12 protein-coding genes and 5 pseudogenes are annotated in these 15,531 nt (G+C 66.9%); 8 read left to right on the forward strand and 9 right to left on the reverse strand.

Features of this window, described 5'->3' with window-relative positions; genetic code table 11:
- Nucleotides 1-19 precede the first annotated feature (19 nt).
- Together ACF1GV_RS37695 and ACF1GV_RS37700 are read left to right on the forward strand one after the other, a co-directional pair.
- Nucleotides 20-1,525 (forward strand): phage/plasmid primase, P4 family, encoded by a 1,506-nt coding sequence (locus ACF1GV_RS37695; RefSeq protein WP_391690715.1) that lies wholly within the window; start codon nucleotides 20-22, stop codon nucleotides 1,523-1,525.
- Nucleotides 1,522-1,917 (forward strand): DUF6009 family protein, encoded by a 396-nt coding sequence (locus ACF1GV_RS37700; RefSeq protein ID WP_391690559.1) that lies wholly within the window; start codon nucleotides 1,522-1,524, stop codon nucleotides 1,915-1,917. The genes ACF1GV_RS37695 and ACF1GV_RS37700 overlap by 4 nt, the downstream gene beginning before the upstream one ends.
- Before the next feature lie 445 nt (nucleotides 1,918-2,362).
- Here the strand turns inward: ACF1GV_RS37700 and ACF1GV_RS37705 are convergent.
- A pseudogene (locus tag ACF1GV_RS37705) lies at nucleotides 2,363-2,913 on the reverse strand (hypothetical protein).
- 95 nt (nucleotides 2,914-3,008) lie between these two features.
- On the opposite strand from ACF1GV_RS37705, the pseudogene ACF1GV_RS37710 reads away from it, so the two are divergent.
- Nucleotides 3,009-3,748, forward strand: a pseudogene (locus ACF1GV_RS37710) (transposase); the annotation flags it as partial.
- Nucleotides 3,749-4,441: 693 nt separating this feature from the next.
- Nucleotides 4,442-4,915: a hypothetical protein gene (locus ACF1GV_RS37715; RefSeq protein WP_391690562.1), complete on the forward strand. Its 474-nt coding sequence runs from the start codon at nucleotides 4,442-4,444 to the stop codon at nucleotides 4,913-4,915.
- Nucleotides 4,916-5,574: 659 nt separating this feature from the next.
- Here the strand turns inward: ACF1GV_RS37715 and ACF1GV_RS37720 are convergent.
- Nucleotides 5,575-6,413: pseudogene (locus tag ACF1GV_RS37720) on the reverse strand (IS5 family transposase).
- Nucleotides 6,414-6,695: 282 nt separating this feature from the next.
- Between ACF1GV_RS37720 and ACF1GV_RS37725 the strand changes: the two are divergent.
- Both ACF1GV_RS37725 and ACF1GV_RS37730 read left to right on the forward strand, forming a co-directional pair.
- A complete protein-coding gene (locus ACF1GV_RS37725) occupies nucleotides 6,696-7,010 on the forward strand; it encodes a CPCC family cysteine-rich protein (protein WP_391690565.1) in 315 nt (104 codons plus the stop codon).
- Nucleotides 7,011-7,167: 157 nt separating this feature from the next.
- Nucleotides 7,168-7,978, forward strand: a pseudogene (locus tag ACF1GV_RS37730) (IS5 family transposase).
- An 82-nt stretch (nucleotides 7,979-8,060) separates the two neighbouring features.
- Here ACF1GV_RS37730 and ACF1GV_RS37735 read toward each other — a convergent pair.
- Both ACF1GV_RS37735 and ACF1GV_RS37740 read right to left on the reverse strand, forming a co-directional pair.
- Nucleotides 8,061-8,264, reverse strand: a complete 204-nt coding sequence (locus ACF1GV_RS37735; RefSeq protein ID WP_391690567.1) for a helicase associated domain-containing protein — start codon at nucleotides 8,262-8,264, stop codon at nucleotides 8,061-8,063.
- A 155-nt stretch (nucleotides 8,265-8,419) separates the two neighbouring features.
- Entirely contained in the window at nucleotides 8,420-8,827 is a 408-nt protein-coding gene (locus ACF1GV_RS37740) for a hypothetical protein (protein WP_391690570.1), read from the reverse strand.
- A gap of 123 nt (nucleotides 8,828-8,950) precedes the next feature.
- Between ACF1GV_RS37740 and ACF1GV_RS37745 the strand changes: the two genes are divergently transcribed.
- A complete protein-coding gene (locus ACF1GV_RS37745; protein ID WP_391690718.1) occupies nucleotides 8,951-9,718 on the forward strand; it encodes a transposase in 768 nt (255 codons plus the stop codon).
- A 109-nt stretch (nucleotides 9,719-9,827) separates the two neighbouring features.
- Here ACF1GV_RS37745 and ACF1GV_RS37750 read toward each other — a convergent pair whose 3' ends face one another.
- Together ACF1GV_RS37750 and ACF1GV_RS37755 are read right to left on the reverse strand one after the other, a co-directional pair.
- Nucleotides 9,828-11,183, reverse strand: a complete 1,356-nt coding sequence (locus ACF1GV_RS37750) for a hypothetical protein (RefSeq protein WP_391690573.1) — start codon at nucleotides 11,181-11,183, stop codon at nucleotides 9,828-9,830.
- 350 nt (nucleotides 11,184-11,533) lie between these two features.
- Complete coding sequence (locus ACF1GV_RS37755) at nucleotides 11,534-12,493, reverse strand: DUF4240 domain-containing protein (RefSeq protein WP_391690576.1); 960 nt, start codon at nucleotides 12,491-12,493, stop codon at nucleotides 11,534-11,536.
- Between the two features lie 455 nt (nucleotides 12,494-12,948).
- On the opposite strand from ACF1GV_RS37755, the gene ACF1GV_RS37760 reads away from it, so the two are divergent.
- Nucleotides 12,949-13,089 carry a GIY-YIG nuclease family protein gene (locus ACF1GV_RS37760; protein WP_391690578.1) on the forward strand — a complete coding sequence of 47 codons (141 nt, stop codon included), beginning with the start codon at nucleotides 12,949-12,951 and terminating at the stop codon, nucleotides 13,087-13,089.
- A gap of 169 nt (nucleotides 13,090-13,258) precedes the next feature.
- Here ACF1GV_RS37760 and ACF1GV_RS37765 read toward each other — a convergent pair.
- The 3 genes and pseudogenes from ACF1GV_RS37765 to ACF1GV_RS37775 all read right to left on the reverse strand — a co-directional run.
- Nucleotides 13,259-13,699, reverse strand: a pseudogene (locus tag ACF1GV_RS37765) (transposase); the annotation flags it as partial.
- Between the two features lie 49 nt (nucleotides 13,700-13,748).
- Complete coding sequence (locus ACF1GV_RS37770) at nucleotides 13,749-14,015, reverse strand: hypothetical protein (protein WP_391690581.1); 267 nt, start codon at nucleotides 14,013-14,015, stop codon at nucleotides 13,749-13,751.
- A gap of 71 nt (nucleotides 14,016-14,086) precedes the next feature.
- A complete protein-coding gene (locus ACF1GV_RS37775) occupies nucleotides 14,087-15,406 on the reverse strand; it encodes an IS630 family transposase (protein ID WP_391690722.1) in 1,320 nt (439 codons plus the stop codon).
- Nucleotides 15,407-15,531 lie beyond the last annotated feature (125 nt).

A 15,531-nucleotide genomic window follows, 5' to 3' on the forward strand; every position in this document is an offset into this window, starting at 1 on the left:
GCCCTCGCCCAACCCTGACATGCTCTTCGAGTTCGACCCCGAAGCCGTCGCCGCCCAGATCCGCGCCCAAGGATCGTCCCTGCCCCTGCCGCCCCAGGGCCACCCTGAACGAACCGCGGCGTCAGGAGAGGCCACCGCCCACGGCCTGCTCCCCGACACCCTCACCGACCGCGGCAACGCCAAGCTGTTCGTCAAGCTGTACTCCCGTGACTACCGGCATGTGCCCGGGATCGGCTGGTACCGGTGGGACATCACCCGCTGGCAGATCGACGAGGACGACACCGTCCTGTGGGCCGCCGGAGACCTCGCCGAGAACATCGCCACTCACGACCCCCGCGGCGTCTTCACCACCACCGCCCTGCAAAAGCACCGCCGCCGCGCCCTGTCGACCACCGGCATGAACGCCATGCTCACCCAGGCCAAATCCGCTCCCGGCATGGTCCTCAACGCATCCCGCCTGGACGCAGACCCCTACGCCCTGTGCACTCCCGACGGCATCGTCGACCTGCGCACCGGAGTAACTAGAGCACCGGACCCGAACAAGGACTTCCACTCCCGCTCCACCACCGTCGGGCCCAAAGCCGCGCCCACCCCTCGCTGGCAGCGTTTCCTCACCGACACCTTCGGCGACGATGCCGAAGGCCGGGAGATGATCGCCTACCTGCAGCTGCTGCTCGGCTACTCCGTCACCGGCGACGTCGGTGCCCAAGTCCTGCCGTTCCTGTTCGGCTCGGGCAAGAACGGCAAATCGGTCCTGCTGGACGTGCTGATGAAACTCCTGGGCGACTATGCCGACGCCGCGCCCCCAGGCTTCCTCATGGCCAAGCCCTATGAAGGCCATCCCACCGATCTCGCCGAACTCCACGGACGCCGTGTCATCGTCTGTTCCGAGGTCAAGCCCGGCGACAAGTTCGACGAAGCCCGCGTCAAGCACCTCACCGGCGGCGACCGGATCAAAGCACGGCGCATGCGCCAGGACTTCTTCAGTTTCGAGCCCACCCACAAGCTCTGGCTCCTGGGCAACCACCGTCCCGAGGTCGGCACCGGCGGCTTCGCCTTCTGGCGCCGCATGCGCCTGATCCCCTTCGAACGCGTCGTCCCCGACGACCGCAAGATCGACAACCTGGCGGACATCCTCGTCACCGAAGAAGGCCCCGGCATCCTCGGCTGGCTCATCGACGGAGCAGGCCGCTACCTCGCCGGTAACCGCGACCTCACCGGACCCGAACGCGTCCGCATCGCCACCACCGCCTACGCCGAAACCGAAGACCACACCGGCCGCTTCTACGAAGAATGCTGCCTCCTCGCCCCCGAGCTGCGCGCCGAGCAGACGGCCCTCTACGCGGCCTACAAGACCTGGTGCCAGAATGAAGGAGCACCGGCCATGTCGTCCCGGGCGTTCGCGGCCCGAACGCGGGAACTCGTAGGCCTGGCCTCGCCCAAGGAGATGATCCTGTCCAACCAGCGCAAGCACTACCCGGGCATCGGACTGCTCACTGACGAGGAAAGGGAGGCCGGCTCATGAGCTCCCTGATCACCGAGGACGAGATCAGCCACGAGACCGACATCGTGTGGCTGGAGGACATCGACACCCTGGACTACGTCCGCCAGAGCCTGGACCGCCTGCCCACCCGCAAGGGCAAGCCCGCTTACCACCGCGATGGCCGCATGGTCGGCTACGCCATCCTCGGCACCACCGCAAAGCCCTCCCGCGCCTCCGGAACCTTCCGCCGCCGCGTCTTCTGGCTCCTGCCCCACGACCGCGACAGCCAGCCCCAAGGGCTTTATGCCAAGAGCGCACCCGCCGAAGCCGTCGACCCCCGCACCCTCGAACCACGCCTCAAAGGCGTCAAAACAGAGCGGTCCGAAGGCGGCCCGCTCTCACCCGCCATACACGAACACCGCACCTCCGCGTGATCAGTACCTTCTGCAGCCGCCTGTGTCAGGATCTCGGGGAACGCGGTAACAGTCCCAGACAGCGGTTCGGATGGATGCTTTCCAGGACCTGACGGTCACGGCTGCGGGAGTGCTTCGAGGGCAAGTGCGCTGCGACGGGCCCAGAGCGTGTGGTATTCGCAAACCCTGGACATGACCCGGCACCAGAACAGGTCGAGAGCAATTGCCATTCCTGTGGATCAGCGCGGGCAGCCTCAAGTGGCTCGCAGCCACTTATCGAGGACTGTAACACCCGCCTCTTCTCCCGGGACATGCTCATCCCCATGCTGTTCGGGCCGCAAAAGCCCCACCTGCAGGGACCCCCACTGCGAGAAGACGAACGCGCCGTCATCCAGCGTTAACTAAGGGCTGTCCTGCAAAGATCTTGGCTCCGAGTGCGGAGCGGTCTGAAGGGCTGGCGAGGTACTCAGCCGGTGGTCCGCGAGGTGTCCAGGGACCGGGCGAAGTCGGCGAGCGTGTGGAAGTCGTTCTTCCGTAGGCCGATCCGCGGGTTGACGTGGTGGAGGAGCCCGGGCCCTTGGTGGTGGGTGGTCACGTAGGTCTGATCCAGTTCGCTCTGCTCGTCGTCCACCCAGGCGAAAGGGCGGCCGCCTGCGTAGGCCACCAGCGGTCCGGTCTTCCAGTGGACTCCATCAGGGCGTTCTTGCAGTAGGGCGGCGCCGAAGTCGACGAAGGGAAGTTCCGGGAGGCCGAGGACCGGTGCGATCCACCGGTTGGCGTCGTCCATCCATGTGGTGGCCCAGCACAGCTCGAAGCCGAGCTGGGGCAGGATGTGTCCGTGCTCTGGGTTGAGCCAGACTCGTAGGGGGCGTCGTCGGGACGATAGGCCCGTGTCGTGCTGTTGGGCGTCGTTCTGGGTAACTCTGAGTGTGGTGTAGCCGTCGGGCGCCTCTCCGGCTTGGCTGCATAGGGGTTGAGTGGCCCGTCCACGTTGAGGAACAGCAGCGGTCGGTTCACGAATTCCCCCGGTCTTGCGCACTGTGGACTGCCCTGATCAGCGTAGCTGTGGGAGCGTCTCGGCAATTGAGCCAAGCCTGAGTGATGATCACAATGTGGCGAGTGTGATCACGGCATCGGAACCGTCCCGGATAGCTCCATTCGCAGGTCTGAGCCCGCGCCGCTTCGGCAAACTACTGACCACGCTGCGGCGTGATGGAGCAGATGTGGTCCACCGAAGCCGGCCGTGGAGTCTGCCGCTGGAGGACCAGGTGTTGCTGGTCACGGCCTACTGGGGCACCAATCTGACGTTGCGGCAGCTCGATCCGCTGTTCGGTGTCTCGAAAGTCCACGGCCGGCCGAGTCATCAACCACCTCGGACCCCTGCTCGCTCTCAGCCCCGCAAGCGATTCGCCAAGGACACCGTCCTCATCGCAGACGGCACCCTGGTCCCCACCCGGACCACGCCGTCGTCGAACGGTCGAAGAACTACCGGTACTCCACCAACCACCAGGTCGTCATCGACGCCGACACCCGGCTGGTCGTCGTGGTCGGCCGGCCGCTCGCCGGGAACCGCAACGACTGCAAGGCGTGGGAGGAGTCCGGGGCCAAGGGCGCCGTGGGCAACACCGTCACGATCGCCGACGGCGGCTACCCGGGCACCGGACTCGTCATCCCGCACCGCCGACAGCGCGGCCAGAGCAAACTCCCGGACTGGAAAGAGGAGCACAACAAGTCCCACAAGCAGGTCCGAGCCCGCGTCGAACACGTCTTCGCCCGTATGAAGACCTGGAAGATCCTCCGCGACTGCCGCCTCAAAGGCGACGGCGTCCACCACGCCATGCTAGGCATCGCAGCGGGCCGCACGGCGGCCCACCATGCGCGAGGCGACTTCAAGATCTTCGCGGGACAGCCCTTAGGTCACTTCCTGCCGTACTTGCGGTGGGAGCGCGAGGCCGCGCCCTCGCAGAGCGCCGCCGTCCTGCTCGCCGAGCACGCCGCGATCGAGGCCGCGGTCTGCCTGCCCTTCTGCTGCCCACGGCGGTTCCGGCCGAGCCGACGCACCGGTCCGTCATCGCTGAAGCCGACTACGTCCTGGGTTTCTCCACCTTCGCCAGCGTCCTCGGCCGCCTCCACTACCGCGTCGGCTCCACCCAGCAGCCGACCAGCAGCTTCCCTATCCCTGCGAGTAGCACCACCCCACCCGGAGCAGTGGAACCCGGCGCCCACCCGACGCAACACTCGGGCCCACGGCCTGCCCGCGATCAGCCACCGAAAGCGAAACGGTCCACCGACTCCGTCGGCGGACCGTCAAGAAAGATCGAGCGCCGATCCGCATCAGCTTCACGGTGACCACATCGCAGAAGGCACGAAGGGGTTGGCCACCTTGCACGGTCGTTGACGAGGTCTCCGCAGTGACAAGACATCTGGGCACTCAGCCGTGCCGCCCGACTTTCGGGTGCTGCAGCAAGGGCCTGATCAGCTCGCCCACCAGCACCTGTTACGTTTGCGGCCGTTGTAAAAGCACAAGGAGAGAACGGGTGTTGTCGTGCGCAAGGAGCGATGGATAGCGGTCGCGACGCTCGCCGTGGTCGTGATGGCCGCCGGTTGCGGCAGCGAGAGCGCGGATGAGAAGCCAGCAGACGGCACGGCAAGTGCCACCACCGGCGCAACGGAGAAGCCCGCGGGGGTGACCGCCCCTCAGGGCACGCTCCTGGAACGGGCAGCTGGCACCTGGAAGTACATCGCCACCCCCAGTGACACAACACTGGACACCCTGATCATCAAGGACGGCAAAGCCAAGGCCGAGGGCGCCAGGCTCTCGTGCACGGGCACCTTCGTCCCGGTGAAGAAAAACGGTGAGGAATCTGCGACCATCACCTACACCTGCCAGGGTGGCAAGGACGGCGGGCGCGGCCTGGGTCACCTGAAGGTGAAACCGGACGGCTCCTTGCTCATGATCGACTTCGACGGGCCCGCCGGCGGCTGGGGCGGCCCGGTCGACAGCTACCGTCGAGCCTGACCGCCTGCGCGCGACGCCCACGAAGGCCAGCTTTGACTGATCTCCTCCGTGAGCGCGCTTACCTCGGATGCAGGCCCTTCTCTGTACGTCGGCAGCTCGTCGCTTCCTGAAGTGCTGTCGGGGAGCGACGCGTCCGGCTACTTCCTCGCGCCGATGGCGTCGTCCGGCCTGCACCGCCGCGCTGAGGACGCGAATACCAGGGAGCCCCTACTGCAGGAGGCCAGGACCGCGCTGAGCCGTCGCCGAGACCGCGTTGCCTGTGGATCCGGATGGAGCGGGAGAACGGTGCCGCGCATCTGGTCTGGGTAGGGGGCTCGTGGCTGTGATGTTGCGTCGGACGGGCGGGGGAGTGTGGTCGCGGCGCAGGAAGCCGTCGCGTTCGAGAGCCATCACGGGGTGTGCGAAGCCGTAGCGCGGCACGGGGCGGCCCCTTGCCCTTGGTCGGCGGCGCGGCGGTCGGTGAGTCCCCGAAGTTGCCCGCTCCCTTCGGGAAAGGAGTGGGTTCATTCATCGAGTGCACCGGCCGGAGTCGGGCAACTGCTTGGGGCCGTCGGCTCTGGCGCTCTCCCCTTTGGGCGTTAGAGCTTCCGAGAGGTTGGGGAGGGGCTGACGGTGCTTAAAGAGCGTTTTTGTCCCGGCAGGGTTGTTTGGTTCGAGGTTCAGGTGCCGCGCCAGTTCTGGGTGGATTCTCGGGTGAGGCGTCGGCTTATGAGGTCGATCATGGCGACGTGGATTATGGCTTCGGAGCGATGCGGGTGGGTTTCGTAGTCGCGGGCCAGGCGGCGGTGGTGCATGAGCCAGCCGAAGGTCCGTTCGACGACCCAGCGTCGTGGGATCACCTTGAAGCCTTTGACGCCGGCTTCGCGCTGCACGACTTCGACGTCGATCCCGAGGCGGGCGCCATGGTCGATCACCTTGGTGCGGTATCCGGTATCGGCCCATGCTTTGGTCACGTGGGGCTTGTGGTGGCGATCTGGGAGAGCAGGTGGATGCCGCCGACGTTGTCGGAGACGCTCGCCGCGGTCACCCAGAGGGCCAGGAGCAGTCCGAGGGCGTCGACACCGATGTGGCGCTTGCGGCCTGCGATTTTCTTGCCTGCGTCGATGCCCTGGCCAGCGGCGGGCACGTTGGCGGAGGTCTTGATGCTCTGTGCGTCCAGCACGCAGGCACTCGGTTCGGGGTCCCGACCCTCGGCCTGACGAACCAGGCGCCGCAGCAGCCCGTTGAGCTGGTCGAAGACGCCTTCTTTCTGCCATGCGGCGAAGTAGCCGTAGACGGTTTCCCAGGGGGCGAAGTCGTGCGGCAGGTACCGCCAGGGGATGCCGGTGCGGTCGACGTAGAGGATGGCGTCCATGATGCGGCGCAGGTCGTGCTCGGGCGGGCGTCCGATGTCCAAGCCCCTGCCTCTGCGTTCTGCCCGCCAGGAAGTAAGCGCGGGTCCGATCAGTTTCCAGCGTGCGTCGGACAGGTCGCTTGGATACGGCCGCGGTCGCGTCATGTTTCGGTAGTAGTGGCAGGAACGGCACCGTCGCAGGGCGCAAACGGCGGCATCCGGGGGCGCGTTGGGATCAGACAGGAGCGAGTACACCGAAACGGGCCGAGGTCTCGCCTCCGTGGTCACACAGCCCTCGCAAGATCCCTCCGGCCTCAACGGACCCACGGCGATGCGCCACAGAAACACTAGGAAACAACTCTGCCGGGACAAAACGCTCTTTTACTGTTCGTTTCAGAATGAGCGACCAGCCCAGGGCTTCCTCGCAGATCATGCAACACTCGACGCGTGACACCGCCCGGAGAACCGCCCAGAGCCGGCCCGCCCGGTTGCGGTCCGTATGCCTGTCCCTGCTGCAAGCTCTTGACGTTGGAAGCCCGCGGACAGTTCCAGATCTGTGCCGAGTGCAGTTGGGAAGACGATGGCCAGGACGATCCGAACGCCGACGAGGTCTGGGGCGGCCCTAACGGAGCGGAGAGCCTGAGCGACGCACGTCGTCGCTACGCGCAGTACGTCACAACAACGAGGGCAACAGATCCGAGATCGGCAGCCAATGGCGGCCCGGGCAGGTGGCGTTCGCGCCCGAACCGTCGTCGCATCTGAGTACAGGGATTGGTCCACACCGGGAATCTCCTCAGCCTTTGCCGGCACCGCGGCTATGCCGAACGGAACAGCCGTTGTGGGCGCTGTAGCTGTGTACAGAGCCATGAGGTTGGCCCAGGGCTTGGCAGTCGGGCTGGTGGGCGGCAGAGTTCTGCGGATGTCGGATGATCTTGTGCCTGATGACCTGTGGGACCGCCTAGCCCCATTGCTCCCTCCTCGTCCGCCGCGTCGTCGCCGGTATCCGGGGCGGCTGCCGGTGGACGACCGGGCCGCCCTGCGCGGGATCGTCTACGTGCTACGCAAGGGCGTGAGCTGGGCCGATGTACCCACGGAGCGGATCGGATGCAGTGGTGTGACGGCCTGTCGGCGGCTGCGGGACTGGACCGAGGCCGGAGTCTGGCCGCGCGTCTGCACGAGCTCCTCCTGGCCGAGCTGCGCAAGGCGGGGCTGCTGGAGATGGACGACGCGGCGATCGGCGGCTCACACGTCCGGGCCCTCAAAGGGGGGCTCACACCGGACCTTCGCCGGTCGACCGCGCCCGCCCGGGAAGCAAGCACCACCTGATCACCGACCGGAACGGAACTTCCCTTGCGGTGTCCCTGACCGGCGGAAACCGTCACGACGTCACGCAGCTGATGCCTCTGCTGAACGCGATCCCCCGCATCCGCGGGCGGCGAGGTCGCCCGCGTCATCGTCCGCGCCGGCTGTTCGCAGACCGCGGCTACGACTACGACAAGTACCGAAGCCTCCTCCGGGCCCGGGGCATCACACCGAAGATCGCCCGCAAAGGCACCGCCCACGGCTCCGGCCTGGGAAAGACCCGCTGGGTCGTCGAGCGCACCTTCGCCTGGCTCCACCAATTCAAACGGCTGCGGATCCGCTACGAGATACGCGCCGACCTCCATCTCGGCCTGCTGCAACTCGCCTGCAGCATCATCTGCTTGCGACGACTCCGAACGTCATTCTGAAATGATCAGTTAGCGGGGCTTCGGGTCTGCTGTGAGAAGGGTTGAGAGTTCGGAGGCGCCGCGCAGCCAGCCACCCAGCAGGTCAGCTCCACCTCGTGCCGAGCGCGTCGAGTTCGGCGCGGCGTTCCCGGGTGAGCCGGTCAGCCCTGCGGCGGGCGTTGTCGAGCCAGGTCCCGAGCTTATGCTGCACACCGTCGACGAAGCCGTGCTTGCGCCGTACCCGCAGGTGCCCTTCCTGGGCGTGGAACTGCCTGGCGAGCCAGCCGCCAACAGGAGGGGGAGTCATGCCGGACCCGGGGGCCGGAGGCCCTGTGGGCGCGGCCGGCCGGGACGCGGTCGGCCCTGCGGCATCGAAAGCACGATCTCTCAGGGATTTAGCAGATGTGCCGAACGCTGAGGGCGCCCCCTGTGGCAGGGGGCGCCCTCAGCGTGTCGAGCGCATCAGCCGATGCTGCCGTACTCCGCGGGGAAGTCCGGCGGCCAGGGCTGGGTGAAGTCGAACAAGGACGGGTCCTCGAACTCGCGGGCCGCTTCACGCCACGCGGGATCGCCGGCGACGATGAAGCTGTCCCCGTCCGGTTCGATTATCCAGGTGAAGTCCGCATCGTCCGCAGGAAGGTCATGACGCTCCTTCAGCACTGCGAACTCCGCCTCCGACGCCCGGCGGATGTGAATGCCCTTCTCATAGATGGGCTTGAGCAGCATCAGTTCGACGTGGCCGAAGTACACCTCGATACGGGTGTCCGTTCCATCGACGGCAGTGGGTTCGCTGCGCAACAGCAGCATCCGGTGCGACGCCGCGAAGCTGACCACCCGGAACAGACGTCCCTCTCGTACGAAATCCGGCATTCTCCGTGCTCTTCCTGTCCTTGGGGTTCTCGGTGTCACTGGGCCCAGTCCGGCTTCGGCACGTCTTTCACGAGGCTAGAGGTTGTCCCGTAACCGGTGGGGTGGTTGGTGCGTTGGCTGGGCATGGGTGGGGTGATCTCAGCAGATGATCCGAAGTGGATCGAGCCGTTCTCGGGACTGACCGAGGTGCAGTTCGCCAGGCTGGTCGCGTTGGTGCGGCGCCGTGGTGGTGACGTGCAGCGGGGTCGGCCGTGGCGGCTGCCCCTGGAGGACCGGGTATTGCTAGTGGCGACGTACTGGCGCACGAATCTCACGTTGCGACAGGTGGCGCCGTTGTTCGGGGTCTCGAAGTCGGCGGCCGACCGCATCCTGGACCACCTGGCGCCCTTGCTGGCCATCTCGCCAGCGCGTCGGCCGCGCAAGGACACCGTCTACATCGTCGACGGCACCCTGGTGCCCACCCGCGACCGCAGCATCGCCGCCTCGAGCAAGAACTATCGGTACTCGACCAACCTGCAGGTCGTCATTGACGCCAACAGCCGCCTGGTGGTGGCGATCGGCTTGCCATTGCCCGGCAGCCGCAACGACTGCCGGGCGTTTACGGAGTCCGGCGTCGACCGGGCCTGCCGCGGTGCACCGACCATCGCCGACGGAGGCTACCAAGGCACCGGCCTGCTCATCCCGCACCGCAAACGACGAGGCCAGACGCATCTCAGCCCGCAGCAGGAAGCGGAAAACGCCGTCCACCGCCGGGCGCGAGCGCGCGTGGAACACGCCCTGTCACGGTTGAAGAACTGGAAGATCCTGCGGGACTGCCGGCTCAAGGGCCACGGCGTTCACCAAGCCATGCTCGGCATCGCCAGGCTCCACAACCTGGCCCTCACCGGATAACTCACACCCCCTACGGGACAACCTCTAGGCGCATGGGCTGGCAGAGCGGCTGGAGCGGCCCGCTTCCCGCTCCCGGCCGGAACGCGGCCGCGGCCTGCGCCTCAGCTCTTCAGAACGGGGGTTCTTCGCTCCAAGCGGGGGTCGATGGCTGCGGCGGACGAGGTTTGTGCTTGTGAAGAATGGCCACGGCATCTTCGATGCGGCCGATGTCGATGAGGTACCCGGCCAGGTCGTGGCTGTTGGCAGGGGCGTCGTGGGGGAGCAGGACGGCGACGGCCTCCTCGGTGCGTCCGGCGCTGGCGAGCAGCTCGGCAACGTGCGCAGCCGCGTACCAGGTGGCGCCCTCGGGATGGGAGCGGGCCTGTGCGATCGCTTGGTCGACTCCGTCGCGGGCGGCGATCAGCGGCAGCCGTATCCAGTACAGATCCCAGTACTCCTCGCCTTCGCGGGCGGCGGCGAGAGCGTCAAGGTATGCCAGGCCGTCCGCGGGGCGGCCCTGGTCGAGGCACAGGTCGGACAGGGTGTGGAGGATCCAGTCATCCCCGTTGCGGGCCTCGGCGAGGCCGCACATGACATCGATCGCCTCGTCCCCCCGGCCGTGCCGGGCCAGGAGCTGCGCCAGCTGGACAGCCGAGTTGGGGTCGAGGGCCAAGGGCCGGTCGGCCTGCCGGTATACCGCGATCGCGCCCTCAACGTCGCCGCATCCCTCCAGCAGTTCCGCGAGGCGCCGCGCGGCATCTCCCAGCTCCTCGGTTGCCGCGTAGGCGCGCAGTTCCCCGATCCGGTCATGCCGGGCCAGCAGATCGGCCAGCGGGTCCCGGCCGTTGAACGAGGTGTCGTCGCGGGTGCGCAGCAGGGCGATGGCCTCATCGACGCGGCCTTGGCGCTCACGAATGGTGGCGAGCAAACGGATCGCCGTGCCGGGATCGAGGCCGCGACAGCACCACAGCGTGTCGCAACGGTGTTCTTCCGGGATCCGGGCGGCGAGCAGTGCCACAGCCTCCTCGTCGCGGCCGGCGCCCTCAGCGACGGCAACCAGGGCCGCAGCCAGGAACCAGTCGTCGATGTGTGGCTGCAGCAAAGTGAACGCCTCCTCGCCGCGGCCGTGCCGGGCGAGCAATCGCGCATAAGGCTCCAGCGCCAGACGATGCCCGGCCTCCATACCAGCGCGGGCCAGCACCATCGCCTCGTCGGCCCGCCCCCAGCCTTCCAGCAACTCCGCCGTGGTCTCGGTGGCCGTCCACCAGCCCGTAGCCAGATACGGGGCGAGCACCTCCAGCGCCTCAGCCCATCGGCCCTGTTCACCGAGCAACCGCGCCCACTCCCGCGCGCAGAACCACTCCCCATGGCCGGCCCAAAACTCCACCTTCTCGGCATGGCCGAGTTCGAGAAGCCTGGAGACCAGGCCCGGCGGGATGCAACCAGTCTGCGTCCGGGCCCGATAGTCAAGATCAGCAGCGCCCACAGCAACGTACCGTAGCCCCCACTCGTGGCATCACCTCCAGCTCCGAATATCGCGTAGTAGTGACGCTGTGGCTGTCGATGCGCAGGCCGAAGTACTGACCGTTGCCGCCCGCGAGCTCCGCCTCACCGGCGGCCCGGACCGCCCCGCCACCGCTGAGCTGTCATCGCTCACCGGGTCGTCGTGCACGACAGCGACCAGGGCCACACGATCACCGCGGAACTGTACGCGGACGCACCCTGGACGACCTGGGGCGAGCCCTATACGACGTCGCGTCCGCAGCGCCCTGAACAGCGGTGGTGTCTGAGAGCCCTAGGACGTCGATGACGGGATGGTGCTGGGAGCCGAGCCCGTTATGAAGACACTGACGGTTGCCGGTCAGGGCAGCCGTCGGCGTGTATGCGGAACGGGGAGTACGGCCCTGGGACTATCCAGCCCTCCAGCCAGCCCGTGAGCCACCGGGCGAGGGTCAAGGTGGTCGGCACCAGGACGCAGCAGTTATTGGCATCCCAGTCCCAGACGCGGCCCTCGGGAGTGCTGAAGTCAATCATGGTCCACATACAGCAGCCGCGGTCCATGAGCGGGACGACCCCCTCGGGCGTTGCGGGGATGCCGGAGTCGTCCATAGCCGAGAAGAGCCGGTGGGCCTCGATCATGTCCCGCTCGTCGCTGAACCAATTGCCGGTGTCCGTCAGCGAGAGGCATTCCCAGACTCCGAAGCCGCCGTTGGCGACTTCGAGGTAGAGACGCCGCAGCAACTGCGGCATCGGGCGGCCGACAGCGGCTTCGACCGCCGCGACGTCCTCCAGCGTTGCCGGCGGGGGCAGGTCACGGTCGGCGACGCGGGCACGGACGGCTTCGACAAGCTCGTCGTCGATCATGGCCTGCCGCCCCCAGCCAGCCCGGTTTGAGTAGGACTCGTACGAGTAGCGGGTGCCGCGATCCCACTCCTGCCCAGTGAGGGCCTTGTATGCCCGGTCTGGCACATAGAGCAGAGACGCGGCCCACATCAGGCCCGCGGCGTAAGTCGTGAAGCGCGCGGGATCGAGGAGGACCCGCCGGTAGGTTTCGCGGCCATCGGCGACGACGGCCGCACGCGTGTAGAGGAACGCGTCGCCGGAGAGGCCGCGGCCGTACTCCTGGAGGTCCAATCGGTACAGCGCCCATGCCAACTGCTCGGCGAACTCGGCGATCAAGGACACCGGCCCGGCCGCAAGCCGAGTGGTAAGGGCCGCCGCGAGGCCATCGGCATCGGGGTCAGGCCCGGCCGGTCGGAATTCCTCGATCAGTGCCCAAAACACGTCCTCGCCCATGCCGGCCATCGTGGCACTCGGATCCGACAGCGGAGGCTGTGGCTGTCGCGAAGGCCGCACCACAAACGCACCAGATCGAGCGGGGAACAGCGGGGAACCACGGTGAAAGCGGTCGGACGCGAGGAGGTCACGCCCGAGCCGTTCACCCAGGTCACCACGTGAACCGGCTGCAAATGCTCGCAGCTTCCCAAGCTGATGTCACGTAGCTATGCAAGCCGGGACCTTCTGTCAGCGTCGACCAGTAGCCTGCGGCGATCACTCGTGGCACGCCTGGAGGATTCGTGGAAGCTGATGCTCTCGTCAGTCCCCATCGGTTGTGGTCGGCGCCAGAGGTCTTGGTGCGTCCGAACCCTGTCCCGGCAGCGGCAGGGGTTTACGGGTAGCACTTTGAACAGCCGCCCCACGCGGATCTGGACGCTGGGCGCCTGCTCTACGTCGGCATAGCCCCGCGGTACATGGCGAATCGGACCAGTACCCAGAACCTGCGCAAGCGGGTGCGCTACCACTACCGGGGCAACGCGGCCGGCTCGACCCTGCGGCTCACCCTCGGCGCGGTCGCGGAGCCGACGTCGCCCACTACCGCTCGGCGGGCCTGAACGCCGAAGGCTTCGACCCGCACGACTTCGGCTGGCCCCGCCCCGTACAGACCGGATTCGACCTGGTCACCTCGATGTTCGTCCTCAACGTGCTGCCCGACCCCTGGCAACGGATCCAGGCCCTCAACGACGCGGCGTCCTTCACTCGTCCTCGCGGGCAGCTGCTAGAAGAGACGCCTTCCTCGCGGAGCAGGCTGCACAGGCCCTCGTGGCTGATGTCGTCGACCACCCCCTCGGCGACCAGGAAGTCGGCCTGCTTGGCCAGGCTCCAGGTCGAGAACGGCAGGCCATGCTCGGCCGGCTTGGACTTGGCGATCTTCTTGATCTCCCGACGCTCGGGGAGCGTGAAGGTCTTCGGGCGCCCACCCTTGTACTTCGGGTAGAGCGAGTCGAAACCGTCGGTATTGAAGTTGTGGATCACGTCCCGGATTCGGTCCGCGCTGGTGAACGTCACTTCGGCGATCTTCGTCACGGACATGCCCTGCGCGGACAGCAGCACCATCTGGGCCCGTCGCCAGGTCACCACCGATCCCGTGCCCCTGCGGATGATCCGCAGCAGTCTCCGGCCCTCGTCGTCATCGATCTCACGCACCCGCACCCGTTCGGCCATGCGCACATCCTGGCAGCGACCGGGACTGCAGGACGGCGCTGCGACGGCTTCACATCGCTCGGCGTTTCCTCAGCTCAGCGAGCCATTCCCGTATCTGTTCGTCATCGTGCAGGTAGCCGCCGTCATCGCTCGTGGGAAGATCGATGCCATAGAGGCGGTTCAGAGCCCACCAGGACAAGTCGTCCCAGACGATCCTGTCCTCCATCACCCACCTCGCCGCCCAGCGGTCAGCCTCATCCCGGGGCAACCGGCCCGCGACAAGCTCAACGAAGCGATCTTCGATCTCATCAAGAGTCGGTTGGCCGCTGGCATCCATGCCCCGACCGTACAGGCGGGGCAAACGTTGCCTGCCGCGGCACTAGTGTGCTGCGCCAGAAATCCTGAGGGTTAGTTCTGCTCTGTTTTCTGGTCGGTGGTTCCGACTTTGGTGAGGTAGTCGGCGAGGGAGTTGAGGATCTCGTCGGCTGTCTTGGTCCAGGTGAAGGGCCGCGGGTTCTCGTTCCAGGTGTCGATCCACGCAGTGATGTCGTCCTCCAGTGCCTTCACGGAGGTGTGGACGCCGCGGCGGATGAGCTTGTCGGTGAGGAGGCCGAACCACCGCTCCACCTGGTTCATCCAAGAGGAGCCGGTGGGGGTGAAATGGACGTGGAAGCGGGGGTGCTTGCCGAGCCACGTCCTGATCTCGGCGGTGTTGTGGGTGGCGTAGTTGTCGCAGACGAGGTGCACGTCGAGCCCGGCGGGCACTGCCTTGTCGATCCGGATCAGGAACTTCTTGAACTCGATCGCCCGGTGGCGGCGGTGCAGTGCCGATATGACGGTGCTGTCGGCGATGTTGAAGGCGGCGAACAGGCTGGTGATGCCGTGCCGCAGATAGTCGTGGGTACGCCGTTCGGGCATGCCCGGCATCATCGGCAGCACCGGCTGGGACCGGTCCAGCGCCTGGATCTGGCTCTTCTCGTCCACGCACAGCACGACCGCCTTCTCGGGCGGGTGGTGGTACAGGCCGACGACGTCGACGACCTTGGCGACGAACTGCGGATCGGTGGACAGCTTGAAGGAGTCCTGCAGGTGGGGCTTGAGGTCGAACCGCTTCCAGATTCGCCCGATCGTCGATTTCGACAGTCCGGTGCGCTGGGCCATCGAGGCCCGTGACCAGTGCGTGTCCTGGCCCGGGACCGACTCCAGGGTGGCCACGACGACCTCCTCGACCTGGTCGAGGAGGATCGAGGGCGGCCGGCCCGAGCGTGGCTCGTCATGAAGACCGTCAAGGCGTTTCGCGATGAACCGGGCCCGCCAGCGGTCCACGGTCGACCTGTCGATGCCGAGGTCGGCCGCAGCCTGCTGGTTCGTCCCGCCCTCCGCGCAGCGCAGCACGATCTTGGCTCGCAACGCGAGGAACTGGGCGGTCTTGGCCTGCCGCGCCCACTGCTGCAGCTGCCTGCGCTCAGCATCGTCGAGGATCAGGTCGGCCTTCGGCCGGCCGATCCAGCCGGCGTCCTCAAGCCCGGGCATCCGCTCTGCGGCGAATGCCCGACGCCACTTGCCGACCGTCTTGGCCTGGACACCGACGATCCGTGCGACACCCGCGTTTGACATACCGTCAGCACACGCCAGGATGATGCGGGCCTTCTCGGCCGAGCGCCGGTGCGGCAATTCCGTCCGGCGCACCAACTCTGCGCGCTCGGCCTCGGACAACGTGATCTCCACAGCAGAAGGCCCCGAATGCGACATGACAACAGGGTACTTACTAACCCTCAGAATTTCTGGCGCAGCACACTAGCACCCGTCGCAGGGAGTGTCAGGAAGCAGTGCGATGCTGACGTCGACGACTC

Source organism: Streptomyces sp. NPDC014006 (genome assembly GCF_043088925.1).
Lineage (GTDB): Bacteria > Actinomycetota > Actinomycetes > Streptomycetales > Streptomycetaceae > Streptomyces.